The following is a 20740-nucleotide window of genomic DNA, read 5'->3' as shown; positions in this document are numbered from 1 at the left end:
CGGCGGTGGACAAAGGCGATACCTTGACGCTTATCGAGCTGACACCTGCGCAGCATTTCACCAAGCCGCCTGCGCGCTTCAGTGAAGCTTCGCTGGTTAAAGAGCTTGAAAAGCGTGGCATTGGTCGTCCATCCACCTATGCGTCGATCATCTCTACGATTCAGGATCGCGGTTATGTTCGCGTTGAAAACCGTCGCTTCTACGCTGAAAAAATGGGTGAAATCGTCACCGATCGTCTGGAAGAAAACTTCCGCGAGCTGATGAACTACGATTTTACCGCGCAGATGGAAGACAGCCTCGACCAGGTGGCGAATCACGAAGCCGAATGGAAGGGCGTACTCGACAACTTCTTCACTGATTTTACTCAGCAGTTAGATAAAGCCGAGAAAGATCCTGAAGAAGGCGGTATGCGTCCAAACCAGATGGTGCTGACCAGCATTGATTGCCCGACCTGCGGACGCAAGATGGGTATTCGTACCGCCAGTACCGGCGTTTTCCTTGGTTGCTCCGGCTACGCACTTTCCCCGAAAGAGCGTTGCAAAACCACCATTAACCTGGTGCCGGAAAACGAAGTATTGAACGTGCTGGAAGGCGATGACGCGGAAACGAACGCATTGCGCGCCAAACGCCGCTGCCAGAAGTGCGGTACGGCAATGGATAGTTATCTCATCGATCCTAAGCGTAAATTGCATGTGTGTGGTAATAACCCAACCTGCGACGGCTACGAGATCGAAGAGGGTGAATTCCGTATCAAGGGTTATGACGGTCCTATCGTAGAGTGCGAAAAATGTGGTTCTGAAATGCACCTGAAAATGGGACGTTTCGGCAAGTACATGGCGTGTACTAACGACGAGTGTAAAAACACCCGTAAGATCCTGCGTAACGGTGAAGTTGCTCCGCCGAAAGAAGATCCGGTTCCGCTGCCGGAACTGCCGTGTGAAAAATCTGACGCGTATTTCGTGTTACGTGATGGTGCTGCAGGTATCTTCCTGGCGGCCAATACGTTCCCGAAATCACGTGAGACTCGTGCGCCGTTGGTGGAAGAGTTGTACCGCTTCCGCGATCGCCTGCCGGAAAAACTGCGTTATCTGGCAGATGCGCCGCAAACAGACCCGGATGGTAACAAGTCTATGGTTCGTTTCAGCCGTAAAACCAAGCAGCAATACGTTGCCGCTGAGAAAGACGGTAAGGCGACTGGCTGGTCCGCGTTCTTCGTTGACGGTAAATGGGTAGAAGGGAAGAAATAACAGCGTTACGGCTGAATTTCTCCTCAAAGGGTCGCGTAAGCGGCCCTTTTTGTTTCTGGCATATTATTTTTTGTCATACCTATACAGCGTACATATAAATGATATAGTGGTTATAGTTAACAGACTTTTTATTATTAAATCGTATTAGCAGCGCCCACGAGCCTGCACTGAAACGATGATTTGATGGCGCGAATCGGGATGGCATAACATGAAATTACAGCAGCTTCGCTACATTGTTGAGGTGGTGAACCACAACCTTAATGTCTCCTCAACGGCGGAAGGGCTTTATACCTCTCAGCCCGGTATCAGTAAGCAAGTTCGTATGCTGGAAGATGAACTTGGCATCCAGATTTTCGCCCGTAGCGGTAAGCATCTGACCCAGGTTACGCCAGCGGGGCAGGAAGTCATCCGTATTGCGCGCGAAGTACTGTCTAAGGTAGATGCTATTAAGTCCGTTGCTGGTGAACATACCTGGCCGGATAAAGGCTCGCTGTATATTGCCACCACGCACACCCAGGCACGTTACGCTTTGCCGAACGTGATTAAAGGTTTTATTGAGCGATATCCTCGTGTTTCATTGCATATGCATCAGGGATCGCCGACGCAAATTGCCGAAGCCGTCTCGAAAGGGAATGCGGATTTTGCCATCGCGACGGAAGCCCTGCATCTGTATGACGATCTGGTGATGTTACCTTGCTACCACTGGAACCGTTCGATTGTCGTCACGCCGGATCATCCGCTGGCGGGAAAATCTTCGGTTTCTATTGAGGAACTGGCACAGTATCCACTGGTGACCTACACCTTTGGATTTACCGGGCGTTCGGAGCTGGACACCGCGTTTAACCGTGCGGGTCTGGAGCCGCGTATTGTTTTTACCGCGACCGATGCCGATGTTATTAAAACCTATGTCCGTCTGGGTCTCGGCGTGGGTGTAATTGCCAGTATGGCGGTTGATCCTGTTTCCGATCCTGACCTGGTACGTGTGGATGCGCACGATATCTTCAGCCATAGCACCACCAAAATTGGTTTTCGTCGCAGCACCTTCTTACGTAGTTACATGTATGATTTCATTCAACGTTTCGCGCCGCATCTGACGCGTGATGTGGTGGACACGGCGGTGGCACTGCGTTCCAACGATGATATTGAAGCCATGTTTAAAGATATTAAATTGCCTGAGAAATAATAACGGTTGTTACCTCGTCGGTATCCGTAAGCATAAAGTGATACCGACAGGAGAGTCTGAATTTATTCATTATTTCTCCTCCTATATATTAACCATATATTATTTATGGAAAAAGTTCTCTAAAGTAGTTTCAAATTAGTCAGCTTGCCAAAAATCACGCTCAAATATTCATAATTGATCAAACAATTGATTTATTTATCAGATCGAGTCCGAAAATTAACTGGCTTTTTTTCGCCTTTTTTATTAGGATTCCTCCTATCTGATGATTAATTGTACCAATTGTTTGGTGCCTAAATGATAAGTGATTTCGATAGTATGAGGTTAGCGATGCCTTCAGGAAACCAGCCTGCACGCCGGGATCCCGCGATGAAACGTAAAGCCTGGTTCGCCGTGTTTCTTGGCTCTGCGATATTCTGGATTATTGTCGCACTCGTGGCCTGGAACGTGTGGGGGTAAGTATGTCCGCACCGGAGCAGCACTCTACCGTGACGCCAGCGTCTCATGACCATGAGCAAGAGAGCAAAACCGTAGCCGAGAAAGATCCAAAGATACCCGAATCCTGGAATCTTTCTCCTGAACAACGGGCGTTTATTGACCTGTTAACCGATGATGATAAACAGAAACAATAATTCGTACGTATTTTATAATAATAACGATTACCTCGTGGCCTTAAATATCGAATTGTTTATCCCATGTATTCACCATCAGCCACCTAATCAACGTATTATCGATTGCGCTATTGCCTGCTGAATATTCATCCTATTAATCTACACGGCTAGACCTTCTTCCCTACCATTGACCTCACTTCGCGCTTTTGTATCGCGCGCTACTTTTATCAATTTGAGTTGTTATCAAAGCGTTACATTTTGTTTGTGTTATCTTTAATACTAACCCTGAGGAAATCAGGGGATCCAACCCTGTCATTTAAGGAGGAGCTATGTCGTCGACCCTACGAGAAGCCAGTAAGGACACATTGCAGGTTAAAGATAAAACCTACCGCTACTACAGTTTACCTCTGGCCGCTAAATCACTGGGTGATATCACCCGACTACCCAAATCGCTGAAAGTGTTACTGGAAAACCTGCTTCGTTGGCAGGATGGTAATTCCGTAACCGAAGATGATATTCATGCGCTCGCGCATTGGCTGAAGACTGCCCATGCCGATCGTGAAATTGCCTATCGACCCGCTCGTGTTCTGATGCAGGATTTTACCGGCGTGCCGGCGGTGGTCGATCTGGCCGCTATGCGCGAAGCGGTGAAACGTCTGGGTGGGGATACGGCAAAAGTGAATCCGCTTTCGCCAGTGGACCTTGTCATTGACCACTCGGTAACGGTGGACCGTTTTGGTGATGATGATGCTTTCGAAGAAAACGTTCGCCTGGAAATGGAACGTAACCATGAGCGTTATGTGTTCCTGAAATGGGGACAGCAGGCATTTAGTCGCTTCAGCGTTGTACCACCAGGAACGGGGATTTGCCACCAGGTTAACCTTGAATACCTCGGCAAAGCCGTCTGGAGCGAGTTACAGGACGGTGAGTGGGTGGCTTATCCTGACACGTTGGTCGGAACCGATTCCCATACGACAATGATTAATGGTCTCGGTGTGCTGGGATGGGGCGTTGGGGGCATTGAGGCCGAAGCAGCAATGCTGGGTCAACCCGTCTCTATGCTTATCCCGGATGTTGTGGGCTTCAAACTGGTGGGCAAACTGCGGGAAGGCATCACCGCTACTGACCTGGTTTTAACCGTCACCCAGATGCTGCGTAAGCACGGCGTGGTCGGTAAATTCGTTGAATTCTACGGTGATGGGCTGGACACCTTACCGCTGGCCGATCGGGCAACCATTGCGAACATGTCACCGGAATACGGCGCAACCTGCGGTTTCTTCCCGATAGATAGCATCACTCTTGAATATATGCGTCTGAGTGGGCGCAGTGAGGAGCAGGTTGAGCTGGTCAGCGCCTATGCCAAAGCGCAGGGAATGTGGCGTAATCCTGGGGATGAACCCGTATTTACCAGTTCACTGGAGCTGGATATGGGCAGTGTAGAAGCTAGCCTTGCCGGACCGAAGCGTCCGCAGGATCGGGTGGCACTGGCTGATGTCCCGAAAGCGTTTTCGGCGAGTAATGAACTCGAAGTGAATAGCTCACTGAAAGATCGCCAGCCAGTGGACTATACAATGAACGGTCATCAGTACCAGTTGCCGGATGGTGCTGTGGTTATTGCAGCGATTACTTCCTGTACCAACACCTCTAACCCAAGCGTATTGATGGCGGCGGGGCTGCTGGCGAAAAAAGCAGTGACGCTTGGTCTGAAACGTCAGCCATGGGTGAAAGCCTCGCTGGCGCCAGGATCGAAGGTGGTGTCTGATTATCTGGCGCAGGCAGGGTTCACGCCATACCTTGATGAGCTGGGATTTAACCTTGTAGGTTATGGCTGTACCACCTGTATCGGTAACTCGGGTCCGTTACCCGATCCTATCGAGACTGCTATCAAAAAAGGCGACCTCACCGTTGGTGCTGTGCTTTCCGGCAACCGAAACTTTGAGGGGCGTATCCATCCGCTCGTGAAGACCAACTGGTTGGCGTCTCCGCCGCTGGTGGTGGCCTATGCGCTGGCGGGGAATATGAATATCAATCTGACTAAAGATCCGTTAGGGCATGACAGAAAGGGCGATCCCGTATATCTGAAAGATATCTGGCCGACGGCTCAGGAAATTGCCCGTGCCGTGGAGCAGGTTTCTACCGCCATGTTCCATAAAGAGTATGCTGAAGTGTTTGAAGGCACGCCAGAATGGAAAGCAATCCAGGTAGATCGGGCTGATACCTATGGCTGGCAGTCTGACTCAACCTATATCCGCTTGTCGCCGTTCTTCGATGGTATGCAGGCGACGCCGGATCCGGTCCAGGACATTCACGGCGCGCGTATCCTTGCAATGCTTGGAGATTCCGTCACCACTGACCATATTTCTCCTGCAGGTAGTATTAAGCCGGACAGCCCGGCGGGGCGTTATCTGCAAAGCCACGGCGTAGAGCGTAACGATTTTAACTCCTACGGTTCGCGGCGCGGGAATCATGAAGTAATGATGCGCGGTACCTTTGCCAATATTCGTATTCGCAATGAGATGGTACCTGGCGTGGAAGGTGGGATGACGCGTCATTTGCCGGGAACTGAGGTAGTGGCTATCTATGATGCGGCTATGCAATATCAACAGGAGAATATTCCCCTGGCGGTTATTGCCGGGAAAGAGTATGGCTCTGGCTCCAGTCGCGACTGGGCGGCAAAAGGCCCGCGCTTGCTGGGGGTTCGCGTGGTTATCGCTGAATCCTTTGAGCGAATTCACCGTTCTAACCTGATTGGTATGGGGATTTTGCCGCTGGAATTCCCGCAGGGTGTCACGCGTAAAACGCTGGGACTAACCGGTGAGGAAGCGATCGATATTACGGATCTGCAAAACATCAAACCGGGTGCAACAGTGCCGGTGAGTATGGTTCGCTCGGATGGACGTAAAGAAGTTGTTTTATGCCGTTGCCGTATCGATACCGCGACGGAGCTAACGTACTACCAAAACGATGGCATTCTGCACTACGTGATTCGTAATATGTTGAGCTAGAATGTAAAAAGCCTGCGAGAGCAGGCTTTTTTATCGGCGGTAACAACTATTACTTGCCCAGCAAATGTCCCATCTTGGCGGCTTTGGTGTCCAGGTAATGTTCATTGTTCGGGTTACGACCCACAATCAGCGGCACGCGTTCAACAATATTGATTCCCGCTTCGGTCAGAATTTCCACTTTTTTCGGGTTATTGGTCAGCAAACGAACTTCGTCCACGCCAAGCAGCTTGAACATATCCGCACACAGCGTGAAATCACGCTCATCTGCCGCAAAGCCCAACTGATGGTTAGCCTCAACGGTATCATAACCCTGGTCCTGCAACGCGTAGGCGCGGATTTTATTGAGCAGGCCGATATTGCGTCCTTCCTGACGATGATAAAGCAGGATACCGCGCCCTTCTTCAGCAATATGGGTGAGAGCCGCTTCGAGCTGGAAGCCGCAATCGCAACGCAGGCTAAACAATGCATCGCCAGTCAGACATTCGGAGTGGACACGCGCCAGGACAGGCGTTTGGCCTGTGATATCGCCAAAAACCAGTGCGACGTGATCGTGTCCGGTTGCCAGTTCTTCAAATCCCACCATCAGGAAATCACCCCAGGGGGTTGGCAGTTTGGCTTCTGCCACACGTTTAAGCTGCATGTAATTCTCCAGATTATGCTGGCACTGTCGTGCCGTCGCCTGTTGGCTTCTGTTCTATATTGCACTATTTTGCCATAAGGCAACGATGTTCACCTAATCGCGACAACGGATTCGCTTTTGGAATGGCACAAAATTGTCAATTTCCCCGGCATGCGCTTTTTTCAGTTATGATTGTGAGACTTATCGACGAAAGGAGAGGCAATGCTGTCAATTGCAAAGCGCACTGCGGTCGGGGCCGGGCTGCTACTTATTATGCCGGTTGCCGTATGGGTATCGGGCTGGAGCTGGCAGCCGGGACATAACGCTTGGTGGCTAAAATCTCTGTACTGGATAACGGAAACGGTGACGCAGCCGTGGGGCATTATCACTCACGTTGTTCTCTGTGCATGGTTTCTGTGGTGTCTGCGTTTTCGTCTGAAAGCTGCGGTAATGCTGTTTGCGATCCTGGCTGCGGCCATTTTAGTCGGTCAGGGCGTGAAGTCCTGGGTTAAAGACAGGGTGCAGGAACCTCGGCCCTTTGTCGTGTGGCTGGAAAAAACGCACCATATTCCGGTTGATGAGTTCTACACTTTAAAACGTAAAGAACGTGGTCACTTAGTTAAAGAGCAATTGGCCGAACAACAGGATATTCCGACGTTTCTACGTAAGCACTGGCAAAAAGAAACAGGGTTTGCCTTTCCGTCAGGGCATACGATGTTTGCCGCCAGTTGGGCTTTACTGGCAGTAGGGCTGTTATGGCCACGCCGACGTACGCTGACGATTGTGTTTTTACTTATCTGGGCTACGGGCGTTATGGGCAGCCGCTTGCTATTAGGCATGCACTGGCCCCGTGATTTGGTCGTTGCAACGCTGATTTCATGGTTGCTGGTAACACTGGCGACATGGCTTGCGCAGCGGGTATGCGGACCATTAACGCCGCCTGTGCAGGAGGAAAAAGAAATCGCTCAGCGTGAACAAGAAAGTTAGCCATGATTGATTTTTCGAATTTTGCCCTTAAATCAGAAAGGGGAAAGCGCTTTTCCGTTTCGCACTCGTTGTGAAAATGGTAATTTAAAGGGCTCAACGCGGTAAGTTGTACACGATTTATTCGCTCAAACCACATAACGGGAAGTAATGTGAAATATTTACTCATTTTCTTACTGGTGTTGGCGATTTTTGTTATTTCGGTGACATTAGGTGCGCAAAACGATCAACAGGTTACGTTTAATTACCTGCTGGCTCAGGGTGAGTATCGTATCTCTACGCTGCTTGCTGTATTGTTTGCCGCAGGTTTCGCGATTGGTTGGTTAATTTGCGGCCTTTTCTGGCTGAAGGTTCGTGTGTCTCTTGCGCGCGCCGAACGTAAAATCAAACGACTGGAAAACCAGCTTACGCCTGCGACCGACGTTGCGGTTTCTGCCGATTCGTCGGTTGTGAAGGAATAATTATTTATGTTGGAGTTGTTGTTTCTGCTTTTGCCTGTAGCCGCTGCCTATGGGTGGTATATGGGTCGCAGAAGTGCGCAACAAACCAAGCAGGATGAAGCTAACCGTCTTTCCCGTGACTATGTCGCCGGGGTTAACTTCCTCCTGAGCAACCAACAAGACAAAGCGGTGGATCTGTTCCTCGATATGCTAAAAGAGGATACGGGCACCGTTGAGGCTCATCTCACCCTCGGAAACCTGTTTCGCTCGCGCGGTGAAGTCGACCGCGCAATCCGCATCCATCAAACGTTAATGGAAAGTGCTTCGCTAACCTATGAGCAGCGTTTGTTGGCCGTACAACAGCTGGGGCGCGACTACATGGCCGCAGGTCTGTACGACCGCGCGGAAGACATGTTTAATCAGCTTACCGATGAAACAGATTTTCGCGTCGGTGCATTACAGCAACTGCTGCAAATTTATCAGGCGACCAGCGAATGGCAGAAAGCGATTGATGTTGCAGAACGCCTGGTGAAACTCGGTAAAGATAAACAACGTATCGAGATAGCTCACTTCTACTGCGAACTGGCCTTACAGCAGATGGGTAGCGACGATATGGATCGCGCCATGACGCTGTTGAAAAAAGGGGCTGCGGCAGACAAAAACAGTGCACGTGTTTCCATCATGATGGGCCGTGTGTACATGGTGAAAGGCGATTACGCGAAGGCCGTTGAAAGTCTGCAACGCGTGATTTCTCAGGATAAAGAACTGGTCAGCGAAACGCTGGAAATGCTGCAAAGCTGCTACCAGCATCTGGGGAAAAACGATGAGTGGGCCGAGTTTTTACGTCGGGCCGTTGAGGAGAATACTGGCGCCGCCGCAGAGCTGATGCTGGCCGATATTCTTGAAGCGCGTGAGGGGACTGATACCGCTCAGGTTTATATTACCCGCCAGCTACAACGCCATCCTACGATGCGCGTGTTCCACAAGTTGATGGATTACCATCTTAACGAAGCAGAAGAAGGGCGCGCGAAAGAGAGCCTGATGGTTCTGCGCGATATGGTCGGGGAGCAGGTGCGCAGCAAGCCTCGGTATCGTTGCCAGAAGTGCGGATTTACCGCATATACACTGTACTGGCACTGCCCATCCTGTCGCTCATGGTCAACCATTAAGCCTATTCGCGGACTTGATGGGCTGTAATTTTTAAAAAAACTTCACTTTAGTTACAACATACTAATGATGTGTAACCAATCCATCCTCAACCTCCGTTGCCAAATTCGCCTGGCAGAAATGTAATCGCGCCTGTTAATTTTCTATTGCCGCAGGTAGAATGCACGCCGTTTACCCATTTTGCGCCGCCGATGGCGCCCATCCTCAGGAAGGTCTGGTCATGACGTTTACTGCTTCATCTTTTTCTCGTGCTGTTACTGATTCTCCTGTCGTTGTCGCTCTCGATTATTCCAATCGTGATAAAGCATTAGCTTTTGTCGACAGAATTGATCCTCGTGATTGCCGTTTGAAAGTGGGCAAAGAGATGTTCACGCTTTTTGGACCTCAGTTGGTTCGCGATTTACAACAGCGTGGCTTTGACGTTTTTCTTGATTTGAAATTTCATGATATTCCCAATACTACCGCGCATGCCGTTGCGGCGGCGGCTGAGCTTGGCGTGTGGATGGTTAACGTTCATGCTTCAGGTGGGGCGCGTATGATGACCGCCGCACGTGAAGCCCTGGTGCCTTTTGGCAAGGATGCGCCGCTGCTGATTGCAGTAACAGTTCTGACCAGTATGGAAGCCAGCGATCTTGCCGACCTTGGCGTGACGTTGTCACCTGCGGAGCATGCGGAAAGGCTGGCGCGTTTAACCCAACATTGTGGTTTGGATGGTGTCGTATGCTCCGCGCAGGAAGCAGTGCGATTCAAGCAGGCATTTGGCCAGGCATTTAAACTGGTTACGCCGGGTATTCGCCCTGAAGGTAGCGAGGCAGGCGACCAGCGTCGCATTATGACGCCGGAACAGGCACAGTCAGCTGGCGTGGATTATATGGTTATTGGTCGTCCGGTCACACAGTCGGCAGATCCGGCTCAGACGCTGAAGATGATCAATGCCTCCCTGAAACGAGGTGCGTAAATGAACGACTCAAATTCTCGTCTGGTCTACTCAACTGACACCGGGCGTATTGATGAACCGAAAGCCGTCCCAGAGCGTCCCAAAGGCGATGGCATTGTCCGTATCCAGCGACAGACCAGTGGCCGCAAAGGTAAGGGCGTGTGCCTGATTACTGGAATAGATCAGGACGATGCTGAACTGACCAAATTAGCTGCGGAACTGAAGAAAAAATGTGGTTGCGGCGGGGCAGTGAAGGATGGCGTGATTGAGATACAGGGTGATAAACGCGACCTGATTAAATCGCTGCTGGAAGCCAAAGGAATGAAAGTTAAATTGGCTGGCGGTTAATAAAAAAAGCCACGGAATTTTTCCGTGGCTTTTTAATAATACAGACCTGAAAAAGTAAACGTATTATTATATCGAGCCGTTTAACCGTAAATTATTTACCCACCTGGTGGCCAATAATACCACCTACTGCAGCACCACCCAGCGTGCCCAGCGTGCTGCCGTCAGTCAGGACTGCACCACCGATTGCACCAGCACCAGCACCAATTGCGGTGTTACGGTCACGTTTGGACCAGTTAGAGCAGGCACTCAGCGACATTGCCAGAGTAATTGCCAAAATGGCAGCGGTCATTTTTTTGCTCGTTACTAACATAATACTTTCTCCTGAATTATTGATTCACGGAATCCAGTGTTCTTTAAGAGTAGCGCTAAATTTAGGCTAACGAAGATATTTCCGTGAAACCGTTTAGCGAAGGCATGACAAACACTATCCTGAGATTGGAGGTTCGTTCCTGTTATATCGCTAACATTAATTTTACGACTTAATCCTGTTAACGACAGGTAAAAAGTCTTAATTGGACTGTCAGATAACTCTCAGAGAGGGGATGATTTGCCGACTGACAAATCATCTGCTGAACATTTTATGCGTGCGCATCAATGATATTGACGGTTAATCCTGAATGCTCGAGCTGCATTTGTACGCTGGCGCTGAGTCTGGAATCCGTGACTACGCGGCTGAATCGCTCTAATGGACCCAGCGTGTAAGGGTGAATGGCTTCGAATTTTGAGCTGTCAGTAAGTACAATAACTTCTGCACCTTTTTCCAGCACCGCGTTAACCACATCAGAACGCATCATGTCGCGTCCGGTGAAGCCGGTGTCAGCCTGCCAGCCATCAATGCCGATAAAGGCCTTGCTGAAATGTACCTGCTGGATAAACTGGCGAGTTAAGGGCCCCACCATGCTTTCGCTTTTTTTCTGATAGATGCCGCCAAGGAGAATCACTTCGCAGGGGGTTTCTTTCAGCAGATGGGCTATATAACTGCTGACGGTAATGATGGTGACATCTTTTTGCTCCGCCAGCGTTCTGGCCAAGAGCGCATTGCTGCTGCCGTTTTCAATGAATACGGACTCGCCAGGGCTTACCAAAGATGCGGCAAATTCGGCCAGTTCACGCTTCAGCGTAAAATTAGTCATCATGCGCGTTTCCACATCATCACTGTTCAATGAAACGGCAAAACCGTGCGCACGGCGTAAATAACTCTGTTTTTCCAGTGTGTTCAGATCCTGTCGAATCGTCACTTCCGAGACACCGGTGATTTTTGCCAGTTCGGCAACGCTCATCTGACCTTTATCAGTCACCATCTGCAAAATAGATTGTTGTCGGGAATTCATAATATTAATTTTATTGCGATATCGTATCGGAAATTAAACGGAAACTGCTTCATACGCAGTTTGCTTATAGCAGCGACATTAAAGGGTTAATGTCATCAGATCTCCCAGGGAGCCTTGTGCTTTTTGGGCAAAGACTCGGCATCTTCTTTGGCCGTGTCTAGCAGCTCAGCCTTCAGAATTTCGAGATTGTGGATGGCTGAGTGGTAATCACCTGCAACGAGGATATCCAGCACGGTATCAATGCGTTCGGCCAGACGCTGAGCGTCGATATCAGACATGGTTATCATCCTAATAGCAATAGAGTTTGAATTTCATGATGCAGAATTTCATGGCAAAAGAGAAGGGAAAAATAGTATTAACTATCAATGATAGAAGAATATTATATATTCTGTGATTACATGCAGATAGGATCGTTACGTAATGTCCATTTATGGCTATTAATGACGTTTGATCCCACAGCATTAGCGCGTTTTTTTATTCAGATGTCGTCGATACCAACGTTCAAATGCAGCCGCTGGCATTGGTTTGGCAAACAAAAAACCCTGACGCTCGTTGACACCATTTTTGGTTAAAAACGCATCCTCTTTCGCGCTTTCAACACCTTCGGCGATGACCTGCAGATTGAGTGCCTGTGCGACCGCAACAATGGCACGTACTAGCGACTGCGAAATAGGTTGTTTGTGTACATCCCTGACAAAGGTCTGATCCAGTTTAATTGCATCAAGCGGGAAGCGGGCCAGTTGAGACAGTGACGAATATCCAGTACCAAAATCATCCAAATGGATTTGCGCCCCCAACTGGCTAAACTGCTGAATGACGGACAGTGCCAACTGCTCATTTTCAATCAAACTGCTTTCCGTTAACTCGACATCGATGGGGCAATATTCAAAGTCGAGTTCATGAAGCACCTGTTTGAGATCGGTAAATAGCGTCTGATCGGCGAGCTGGCGGGCAGAAACGTTTACCGCCACGCGCAGATTGATTCCCTTGGCGCGCCATTTTGCGACCTGACGCACAACGTCCAGAATAACCCAGCGACCCAGCGGAACGATAAGCCCTGACTCTTCGGCGTAGGAGATAAATTCCAGTGGTGGAATGAGGCCGCGTTCCGGAGACTGCCAGCGTACCAGCGCCTCCAGGCTGCGCACTTCGCCTCGCCAGGTTATCTTTGGCTGATAATGGATAACCAGTTGATCGTTTTCCAGCGCCTTGCGCAGGTTAGTATCCAGCCACAGGTATTCAAATACCCGCTGATTCATTTCCGGAGAGAAAACACAAAACTGTCCGCGGCCGCCTTCTTTCGCGGTGTACATGGCCGTATCGGCGTTACGAATGACGCTCTCGCAGTCCTGACCATGCTGTGGAGCAAGGGAAATACCAATAGAGCAGCCTGTATAGACTTCAATCAGGCCAATGCGAAAGGGCTGACGCAGGCGTGTCAGAATGCGCGATGCGGTAGCTTCCAGAGTGCTCTGGGACGTTTCGGTGGCAAGGACGATAAATTCATCACCGCCAAACCGAGCCAATAGCTGGTTGTCGTCAAGACAACTGAGGATTGCAAGCGACACACTCTGTAATAGCTGATCGCCAAACATATGCCCGTAGGCATCGTTCACCTTTTTGAAGTTATCCAGATCGAGATATACAATCCCAACCTGAGTATCACCTGCGTTCTCAATCGCGTCGCTTATCAGCTCATGAATGGCGTTACGGTTCGGTAATCCGGTGATGGAGTCGGTATTAGCCAACATACGCAGGCGTTCCTGCGCGCGGCGTTCTTCAGTGATATCGGTGCCGGAACAGATCAGAAATATTTCGTTCTTGCCGCTACCGTTATGTACAAACTTATTGCGAAAAAGAAACAGGCGCTGACCTTTGCAGGTCTTCACCCAACGTTCGACTTCATATGAGTTGCCTTCGCGAAAAAAGACCTCAATGTTGCGTCTGGAGGCTGCGGCTTCACGTCGACTCATAAACAGTGTGAATACGCTTTGGCCAATGACTTCACGTTCTCTGAGTCCGGTGTACTCTTCGCACAGACGGTTAAAACGCTGAATGTTGCCCATGCGGTCAAGAATGACAATAACGGAGTTGGCTTCTGAAACCACCTGCTCGGCAAAAGAGAGACCTTGAGCCAGATCGCGTGCGACGGAAGGGGTGTCATCCCAGGCTGATGCGCTGCCGGCCCATTCGCGCTTATTGATTTTCCGCCCGACCAAATGTACCGGAATATCGTCATCTTCAATAGGTAACGTCATCAACAGGCTTGACGTAATTACCGTCATCTCGCGAATGCGGTCGGCCTGCTCGGGTGATAATTCGATGGTCTGCTCAGCGTCTGCTGTTTCGTCAATAGAGAAATGCAGGATGTTGCAATCCTCTGACAAACGCCAGTAGGGGTTATGAGTGCCCACATAGCTATACAACGTAACCAGCTCCCGGACGTCTTTCATGATGTGTACTATCCCGTTTAAAGCGCATAAAGCCTCAAAAGTAAGGGTAGCCATGATTCATTCAGGGTGATTATGGCTGAACGTATTGTTTTATTTATATATTTATATGTAATCCAGAATCCATAAAAAGCAAAGCCAGCGGAACTGAAAAATAGTAAAAAAAAATTTTGACTGGATAAGAGAAGTGTAGTGTGTGGTTGAAATTTGGCCGCTAAAAAAAGAAAACGACCTTTCAAAAAAGAGAAAGGTCGTTGGATTTGTCAGTTTACGCTGCTGGACGCGCGATAACGCTACGGGTTTCCATGCGAACTTCGGCGATAGTTACGTCAATCACATCAGTGACTTTGTAAACCACTTCACCTTTGATTTGTACGGTACCACTTTCCTGGCTGCAGACCAGTTCATCACGCACGGCGTGCAGGAAGGGTGCAGGAATAAAGGCAACAGCGCCATTATCAACCAAACGTACGCGCATGCCGCCGCGGCTGACGTCGATGATCTCGGCCGCAAAGCGGGTGTCGGTTCCGGCTTTATCACTCAGGAAACGGGCGTATAGCCAGTCACCCACATCACGCTCAGCCATCCGATTCAGGCGACGACGTTCTGCCATCTGCGCGGTGGTATCATCCTGAGGTCGGGCGACGGTTTCGCCTTTGATGACGGCCTTAAGCAGACGGTGGTTGATCATATCGCCGTACTTACGGATTGGGGAAGTCCAGGTGGCATATGCCTCCAGACCCAACCCAAAGTGTGGACCTGGCTCAATACTAATTTCAGCGTAAGACTGGAAGCGGCGAATTCGGCTGTCGAGGAAGCCGGATGGCTGTGCATCCAGTTCGCGGCGCAGTTTGCAGAAACCTTCCAGTGTCAGTACTTCTTCGGCATCGACGTGCATACCGTGGGTTTTCAGCAGCGCGGCCAGAGCGTCGGCGTTGGCCGGGTCGAATCCCATATGGACGTTGTAAATACCGAAGCCCAGCTTGTCGCGAAGCACACGGGCGGCGCAAATATTTGCCGCAATCATGGATTCTTCCACGATACGGTTTGCGATGCGGCGCGGCTCAGCGACGATGTCCAGTACTTCACCTTTTTCACCGAGAACGAAACGGTAATCCGGGCGATCTTTAAAGACCAGCGCGTGGTTATGACGCCACTCTCCTCGGCTCAGGCAAATACGATGCAGCAGACGGATTTGTTCCGCAATCGCGTCGTTTTCTGGTTGCCACTCGCCAGTACCTTCCAGCCAGTCGGAAACATTGTCATAGGCCAGCTTCGCTTTAGACTCGATGGTTGCGGCGAAGAAGGTGATGTTGTCTTCAATCGTGCCATCGGCGGTAATGCTCATACGACAAGCTAAAACCGGGCGCACTTCGTTCGCGCGCAGAGAGCAGAGATCGTCAGACAATTCACGTGGTAACATCGGGATATTGAACCCCGGTAAATAATTGGTGAACGCGCGAATTCTAGCCGTTTTATCCAGCTTGCTGCCTTCTGCAATCCAGGCTGTTGGGTCGGCAATGGCGACGGTTAATTGTAGCGTGCCGTCAGCTTGTTCTTCAGCATACAGCGCATCGTCCATATCTTCGGTGCTGGCGCTGTCGATGGTGACGAAATTGAGGGCGGTTAAATCTTCACGAACAAGGCCTTCGTCCAGCATTTCGGTTGCTACACCGTCTGGTGCTTCTTTTTCCAGATTATGGCGTGCCAGTGTGACCCACCACGGGACAAAGTGGTCATCAGCAAAAGTGATAAATTGGGTTAACTCGGCGTAGAAGGTGCGATCGCCTTTCAGCGGATGGCGGCGCATTTCTGCAACAGCCCAGTCGCCTTCTTTAAATTCATGTTCAACGCCGCGGGCTGCACGACAAGGAATAGCATCTTTCAGTAACGGATGATCCGGCACAATGGACAGACGGTCATTTTTGCCCTGAACTTTACCCACGAAGCGCGTCAGGAAGGGTTCGATCAGTTCTTCCGGCTCAGCAGACTCACGGTCTTTTTCTGTATGGATAACCGCAACAATACGGTCGCCATGCATCACTTTTTTCATCTGCGGCGGTGGAATGAAATAGCTTTTTTGTGCATCGACTTCCAGGAAGCCAAAGCCTTTTTCCGTGGCTTTTACCACCCCTTCAGCACGTGGCGTCTGGGAATGTAGTTGCTGTTTAAGCTGCGCTAGCAGCGGGTTGTCCTGAAGCATAATTGTCTATTTTCGTGGCTAAAAGAGCGGCTGACAGTTTTACGCGATTCTGCCAGTTGCAGCAAGCGCTCTTTCAGTAAGTGGATCGGTTAATCAGTGTCGCCCAGCGCGATTTTCAAGCGATTCAACCATCCGCACAATCCACTCCAGGCTAGCAGGTTAATGGCCTGCTCTGAAGAGATTCCCTGATCGAACAAAGGCGTTAACAGTGCGGTGCTAAAGCGGTCGGGCGCCCGGGTCAGCCATTGTACCGCCTGTAGGGTGACGCGCTCAACCGGATGTCGTTGTTCCCACCGTTGTAATTCACGTTCATCCTGACGAAGAACGGTAATGGCCTCGGTTAATTCATGAGCTGAATACGCATGTTCATTAAAACAGGCCACGCTGCCATTAATCCGCGAAGTCATCAGCGCCGCCAATGAAAATGCCTGTACCGGTATCCCGCTACGTTGCGTGCTGGAAATGAGCGACCCGAGTAAATCCAAAATGACGGGGGAATGTATCAGTAATGGCAGTAACGCTTGCAGTTCCTCGGGATAACGTCTTTCTATCGACTCATCATGATTAAGATGTTTTTCTATTGGGAATGGCGCAGCGTGCCAGGTAGCGTTTGCTGCACTAAATGGCGAAGCGTGAGCGAATTGTTGTATATCGAGACCCGGAATTCGGCGCACCGGATGTCCACACCAGGCCTGAAACAGGGCCACGATACGGGCCTGAAAACCGACGAATCCGATAATTTGATTCATCAGAATGCTATCGCTGGTGGTCAGCCCGACTGCATCCAGATGCTGGCGATCGCGCGCGCCTATCACGGCAGGAGAGCTGGCAAGTTGACGAGCATATTGGGTGATTTGCGCCAGTCGATGGTTACTTTCCCGCGAGGAGTCCGGCCCAGGAAGCGGTGTTAGACGCGCGGCATAGTGATTACATAATCGCTGGACGCCATATACCTGAGCGACTGTTAACGCCGTACTCATCCGTTCATAGGCGCTGAATGTGTGCATCTGACTCAGGTTTACGTGGATCGGGAAGAGGATCTGTGCAAGTTTACGGGCAGGGATTAACCAGGATTGAAAAGGTAAAAGGGCGTCATCAGATATCGCCAGATCCAGTAAAAAGCAGTCGTCGACATGAGCGGCTTCCGGCACCAGCGGAAGAACATCTTGTGGATACATGCTGGATTGCGTCTCATGATACCAGTGGCTTTTGCCTTCAATTCGGCGTTGTTCCATGGGCGGTCCTTGGTCTAAAAAGTGGCGACCCGGACACGTCGTCATACCACTACGCCGGATCGTTTGCGCTGCAATATCCTGACGTAAGCAGAAGAGGGGATGAAAGATTGTTACGTGATAATAAATATCAGAAAAGCATATATGGGACAGGGTAGAGGGGAATTAAAAACGAGCATCACGGGCGACGGTGGGCCGCCCAGAGAAGAGTGGATGATTATTTCAGTTCTAGTTCATTCATTGCAGCGATGCTGAAACCACCGTCAACGTGTACAACTTCACCTGAGATACCGGCAGAAAGATCGGAACACAGGAATGCCGCAGAGTTGCCCACATCTTCAATGGTAACAGTGCGGCGAATCGGCGTAACAGCTTCGCAATGGGCCAGCATTTTACGGAAATCTTTGATACCGGAAGCGGCGAGGGTGCGGATTGGACCTGCGGAAATTGCGTTTACGCGTACGCCTTCAGGCCCCATTGCGTTAGCCATATAACGGACGTTTGCTTCCAATGAGGCTTTCGCCAGGCCCATCACGTTATAGTTCGGGATTGCACGCTCTGCGCCCAGATAGGACAACGTCAATAGCGCAGAGCCAGGGTTTAGCATGGAACGACATGCTTTTGCCATCGCAACAAAGCTATAAGCGCTAATGTCATGCGCAATTTTAAATCCTTCGCGGGTAACTGCATTCACATAATCACCATCCAGTTGGTCAGCAGGTGCGAAGCCGATGGAGTGTACGAAACCGTCGAATTTCGGCCAGGCTTTGCTCAGTTCAGCAAACATGGCGTCAATGCTGGCATCTTCAGCTACATCACACTGCAAAACAATGTTGGAGCCTAATTGCGCTGCAAATTCTTCCACACGACCTTTCAGCTTGTCGTTCTGGTAGGTGAACGCCAGTTCTGCACCTTCGCGATGCATCGCCTGAGCGATTCCCCATGCGATAGACAATTTACTGGCAAGGCCTGTCACCAGAATGCGCTTACCTGATAAAAAACCCATGGCTTTAATCCTTTTGGTTAACACTTATCTTTTATCAATCAATGAGTTATGATTGACGCATCAAACACACTCGAAATTGGCCTGAAATTATATCCCACGCTTTTTCCCTGGAGAATGGTTATCCGCCTCACGTGACCTGTCACGTCATTACATGTGAGGAGTATATCATCCCCCTCCGCTTATGCTTCGTTCAGGCATCTAACGTCGGTGAATCAGAGAAAATACGAGGTTTCAAAGGCATTGAAATGGTATTATTTCATTGCTAGCTGATGTTAATAAACATAGCAAGGTAGGAACTTTCTTAAAACATAAAACATGACAATATTCAGCTTGTTATGATATATTGTTTTTATCGATCAATATCGATTCATTGATCGATATTATTGATTGATTGTGATTAGAAGTGCATTATCAGGATGTTATGATCAATTGGAGTGGTCTTATGCACTATCATTTCATCGCGGAACCGATGAGAGACACAACAGATAAATTACTGGGTGTAGAGATTAACGCCCGGTTTACTTCAGATACGGTTCACCCGTTGCATCCAGATTTCATCATTTCAGCGTGGGATAGCGAACAAAAGCGTAATTTCATGCTCGAGCAAATTCGACTAATTGCCGAAAAGCGTGACTGGTTTGAGCGCAACAGCCTTATTTGCACCCTGAACCTCATTGACGAAATGGCACTGCTGGCGATTGGTGATCCAGCCATCAAGTCGGTCTTACATGCTCTACCATTTATTGCACTGGAACTTTCAGAACGTTTTCTGTCGAATACCGTGTGCCTGAATAATCTGCTGATTAATTCACTTCGCGACGGCCCAAACGCATTGTGGTTGGGCGATCTTGGCTCCGGCAGCGTAGGGGCCAGTCCGCTGGTTTGCGGTCATTTTGACGTTGTGAAACTGGATCGCGGTTTCTTCCTGGAACAGGTAGAAAAACCGATGTTCCCGGTGCTGATCAAAAATATCAGGGAATATTGCGACCGTGTTGTGGTGAAGGGAGTAGAAACAGTACGACTTATTGACGAGGCCAGTACCGCAGGTGTCTGGGCAATGCAAGGTGGTGCCCTTTACCCGTCAGTCGCGTTTACCGAAGTTGATACGCTGCTCTTACCCACGTTGTGTCACTGATGACAGATTGCCCCCCGGTTGAGGAGGGCAGCCGTTTGCTAACGATCTTTTCGCCAGGCATCAGCGGTGAGCGCTTCGCCGAAATGACCTGCAATCAGGCGGCGGGTAAGCTCATGAAGCGGGGACGCCAGAACATCCGCTGTACTGCCGCGTTCTACCACTTCGCCCTGATGCATGACTAATACCTGATCGCTGATGTGCTTCATCATGCCAATATGTTGGGTCACATAGATATACGAAATCCCCTGTTTTTCCTGCAATTCCAGCATCAGATTGATGAGCTGTGAACGCATCGACATGTCCAGAGAGGCCAGGGCTTCGTCGGCGATAATGACTTTGGGGCGTAAAATGAGCGCACGGGCAAGGCCCAGACGCTGTTTTTGCCCTGGGGCCAACATATGTGGGTAATAGCTTACGTGATCGGGCAGCAGCCCGACCATGCGCATGGTCTCCACGATCTGTTTACGACGCTGCTCAGGCTCGAGGTCGGTATTCAGACGTAGCGGAAAATCAAGGATCTGCGAGATACGTTGCCGCGGATTAAGCGATGTTGACGGATCCTGGAAAATCATACGGATCCGCTGACTACGAAATGAATAATCGCCATATTTTAACGGATGATCGTCAATCAGCAGCTCACCGCTGGTGGGTTCAATCATACCCGCCAACATTTTTGCCAGCGTAGATTTCCCCGAACCGTTTTCACCAATGACGGCGAGCGTCTGACGTTCACGCAGGGTGAAACTCAGGGGCTTAACGGCCTCAACGGTCTGGCGGCGAAATAAACCTGTCCGGTAGCGAAAGGTTTTGCTCAGATTACGAACTTCGAGCAGGGTTTCTACCAT

20 protein-coding genes are annotated in these 20740 nt (G+C 50.0%); 11 read left to right on the top strand and 9 right to left on the bottom strand.

All coding sequences use genetic code 11. From position 1 onward, the window contains the following. From FDW94_RS24455 to acnA, 5 genes are all read left to right on the top strand, one after another. Positions 1–1247, top strand: a 1247-nt coding sequence (locus FDW94_RS24455; protein WP_349290472.1) for a DNA topoisomerase, incomplete at its 5' end; no start/stop codon positions are given. A gap of 208 nt (positions 1248–1455) precedes the next feature. Continuing rightward, positions 1456–2430: an HTH-type transcriptional regulator CysB gene (gene cysB / locus FDW94_RS17735; RefSeq protein ID WP_003020610.1), complete on the top strand. Its 975-nt coding sequence runs from the start codon at positions 1456–1458 to the stop codon at positions 2428–2430. A 315-nt stretch (positions 2431–2745) separates the two neighbouring features. After that, a complete protein-coding gene (locus tag FDW94_RS17730) occupies positions 2746–2886 on the top strand; it encodes a YmiA family putative membrane protein (protein WP_213732144.1) in 141 nt (46 codons plus the stop codon). 2 nt (positions 2887–2888) lie between these two features. Next, on the top strand, positions 2889–3059 hold the full coding sequence (locus FDW94_RS23560; RefSeq protein WP_165612489.1) for a hypothetical protein: 171 nt from the start codon (positions 2889–2891) through the stop codon (positions 3057–3059). A 308-nt stretch (positions 3060–3367) separates the two neighbouring features. After that, positions 3368–6043: an aconitate hydratase AcnA gene (acnA, locus tag FDW94_RS17725; protein WP_137377975.1), complete on the top strand. Its 2676-nt coding sequence runs from the start codon at positions 3368–3370 to the stop codon at positions 6041–6043. Positions 6044–6092: 49 nt separating this feature from the next. Here acnA and ribA read toward each other — a convergent pair whose 3' ends face one another. After that, positions 6093–6683, bottom strand: a complete 591-nt coding sequence (gene ribA, locus FDW94_RS17720; protein WP_003020601.1) for a GTP cyclohydrolase II — start codon at positions 6681–6683, stop codon at positions 6093–6095. A gap of 201 nt (positions 6684–6884) precedes the next feature. Between ribA and pgpB the strand changes: the two genes are divergently transcribed. The 5 genes from pgpB (at position 6885) to yciH (ending at position 10538) form a co-directional block, all read left to right on the top strand. Then, positions 6885–7649 (top strand): phosphatidylglycerophosphatase B, encoded by a 765-nt coding sequence (pgpB, locus tag FDW94_RS17715; RefSeq protein WP_125363572.1) that lies wholly within the window; start codon positions 6885–6887, stop codon positions 7647–7649. Positions 7650–7798: 149 nt separating this feature from the next. Beyond that, on the top strand, positions 7799–8107 hold the full coding sequence (locus tag FDW94_RS17710; protein WP_003020595.1) for a LapA family protein: 309 nt from the start codon (positions 7799–7801) through the stop codon (positions 8105–8107). Positions 8108–8113: 6 nt separating this feature from the next. Further along, on the top strand, positions 8114–9283 hold the full coding sequence (gene lapB / locus FDW94_RS17705) for a lipopolysaccharide assembly protein LapB (RefSeq protein ID WP_008784929.1): 1170 nt from the start codon (positions 8114–8116) through the stop codon (positions 9281–9283). 190 nt (positions 9284–9473) lie between these two features. Continuing rightward, on the top strand, positions 9474–10211 hold the full coding sequence (gene pyrF, locus FDW94_RS17700; RefSeq protein WP_103285296.1) for an orotidine-5'-phosphate decarboxylase: 738 nt from the start codon (positions 9474–9476) through the stop codon (positions 10209–10211). Continuing rightward, on the top strand, positions 10212–10538 hold the full coding sequence (gene yciH, locus FDW94_RS17695; protein ID WP_003833315.1) for a stress response translation initiation inhibitor YciH: 327 nt from the start codon (positions 10212–10214) through the stop codon (positions 10536–10538). Between the two features lie 91 nt (positions 10539–10629). On the opposite strand, the gene osmB is transcribed toward yciH, so the two are convergent. From osmB to fabI, 7 genes are all read right to left on the bottom strand, one after another. Continuing rightward, entirely contained in the window at positions 10630–10848 is a 219-nt protein-coding gene (osmB, locus tag FDW94_RS17690; protein WP_003020583.1) for an osmotically-inducible lipoprotein OsmB, read from the bottom strand. A 268-nt stretch (positions 10849–11116) separates the two neighbouring features. After that, entirely contained in the window at positions 11117–11869 is a 753-nt protein-coding gene (locus FDW94_RS17685; protein ID WP_003020580.1) for a DNA-binding transcriptional regulator YciT, read from the bottom strand. A gap of 95 nt (positions 11870–11964) precedes the next feature. Beyond that, positions 11965–12147, bottom strand: a complete 183-nt coding sequence (locus FDW94_RS17680; RefSeq protein WP_003833313.1) for a hypothetical protein — start codon at positions 12145–12147, stop codon at positions 11965–11967. A gap of 183 nt (positions 12148–12330) precedes the next feature. Continuing rightward, positions 12331–14322, bottom strand: coding sequence for a cyclic di-GMP phosphodiesterase (gene pdeR, locus FDW94_RS17670; RefSeq protein WP_008784927.1), 1992 nt, complete (start codon positions 14320–14322; stop codon positions 12331–12333). A gap of 265 nt (positions 14323–14587) precedes the next feature. After that, positions 14588–16522 carry an exoribonuclease II gene (locus FDW94_RS17660; protein WP_137377974.1) on the bottom strand — a complete coding sequence of 645 codons (1935 nt, stop codon included), beginning with the start codon at positions 16520–16522 and terminating at the stop codon, positions 14588–14590. 89 nt (positions 16523–16611) lie between these two features. Then, positions 16612–17757 carry a CMD domain-containing protein gene (locus tag FDW94_RS17655; RefSeq protein WP_137377973.1) on the bottom strand — a complete coding sequence of 382 codons (1146 nt, stop codon included), beginning with the start codon at positions 17755–17757 and terminating at the stop codon, positions 16612–16614. A gap of 214 nt (positions 17758–17971) precedes the next feature. Further along, positions 17972–18760 (bottom strand): enoyl-ACP reductase FabI, encoded by a 789-nt coding sequence (gene fabI / locus FDW94_RS17650; RefSeq protein WP_020996373.1) that lies wholly within the window; start codon positions 18758–18760, stop codon positions 17972–17974. 442 nt (positions 18761–19202) lie between these two features. Between fabI and FDW94_RS17645 the strand changes: the two genes are divergently transcribed. Beyond that, entirely contained in the window at positions 19203–19895 is a 693-nt protein-coding gene (locus tag FDW94_RS17645) for an EAL domain-containing protein (RefSeq protein WP_137378042.1), read from the top strand. Positions 19896–19933: 38 nt separating this feature from the next. Here the strand turns inward: FDW94_RS17645 and sapF are convergent, their stop codons facing one another. Next, entirely contained in the window at positions 19934–20740 is an 807-nt protein-coding gene (gene sapF / locus FDW94_RS17640) for a peptide ABC transporter ATP-binding protein SapF (RefSeq protein ID WP_003020558.1), read from the bottom strand.

It is taken from the genome of Citrobacter sp. wls757, from assembly GCF_005280935.1.
In the GTDB taxonomy this organism is placed as follows: Bacteria; Pseudomonadota; Gammaproteobacteria; order Enterobacterales; family Enterobacteriaceae; genus Citrobacter; species Citrobacter portucalensis.
The sequence above is the reverse complement of the archived record's forward strand: the minus strand, read 5'-3'. Positions and strand labels throughout refer to the sequence as shown.

Coding starts and splice junctions, on each gene's coding strand:
- acnA (WP_137377975.1), top strand. CDS start 3,368: ATGTCGTCGACCCTACGAGAAGCCAGTAAGGACACATTGCAGGTTAAA.
- FDW94_RS17730 (WP_213732144.1), top strand. CDS start 2,746: ATGAGGTTAGCGATGCCTTCAGGAAACCAGCCTGCACGCCGGGATCCC.
- ribA (WP_003020601.1), bottom strand. CDS start 6,683: ATGCAGCTTAAACGTGTGGCAGAAGCCAAACTGCCAACCCCCTGGGGT.
- sapF (WP_003020558.1), bottom strand. CDS start 20,740: ATGGTAGAAACCCTGCTCGAAGTTCGTAATCTGAGCAAAACCTTTCGC.
- FDW94_RS17680 (WP_003833313.1), bottom strand. CDS start 12,147: ATGTCTGATATCGACGCTCAGCGTCTGGCCGAACGCATTGATACCGTG.
- lapB (WP_008784929.1), top strand. CDS start 8,114: ATGTTGGAGTTGTTGTTTCTGCTTTTGCCTGTAGCCGCTGCCTATGGG.
- osmB (WP_003020583.1), bottom strand. CDS start 10,848: ATGTTAGTAACGAGCAAAAAAATGACCGCTGCCATTTTGGCAATTACT.
- FDW94_RS17660 (WP_137377974.1), bottom strand. CDS start 16,522: ATGCTTCAGGACAACCCGCTGCTAGCGCAGCTTAAACAGCAACTACAT.
- FDW94_RS23560 (WP_165612489.1), top strand. CDS start 2,889: ATGTCCGCACCGGAGCAGCACTCTACCGTGACGCCAGCGTCTCATGAC.
- FDW94_RS17685 (WP_003020580.1), bottom strand. CDS start 11,869: ATGAATTCCCGACAACAATCTATTTTGCAGATGGTGACTGATAAAGGT.
- FDW94_RS17655 (WP_137377973.1), bottom strand. CDS start 17,757: ATGGAACAACGCCGAATTGAAGGCAAAAGCCACTGGTATCATGAGACG.
- fabI (WP_020996373.1), bottom strand. CDS start 18,760: ATGGGTTTTTTATCAGGTAAGCGCATTCTGGTGACAGGCCTTGCCAGT.
- FDW94_RS17645 (WP_137378042.1), top strand. CDS start 19,203: ATGCACTATCATTTCATCGCGGAACCGATGAGAGACACAACAGATAAA.
- pdeR (WP_008784927.1), bottom strand. CDS start 14,322: ATGAAAGACGTCCGGGAGCTGGTTACGTTGTATAGCTATGTGGGCACT.
- pgpB (WP_125363572.1), top strand. CDS start 6,885: ATGCTGTCAATTGCAAAGCGCACTGCGGTCGGGGCCGGGCTGCTACTT.
- pyrF (WP_103285296.1), top strand. CDS start 9,474: ATGACGTTTACTGCTTCATCTTTTTCTCGTGCTGTTACTGATTCTCCT.
- yciH (WP_003833315.1), top strand. CDS start 10,212: ATGAACGACTCAAATTCTCGTCTGGTCTACTCAACTGACACCGGGCGT.
- cysB (WP_003020610.1), top strand. CDS start 1,456: ATGAAATTACAGCAGCTTCGCTACATTGTTGAGGTGGTGAACCACAAC.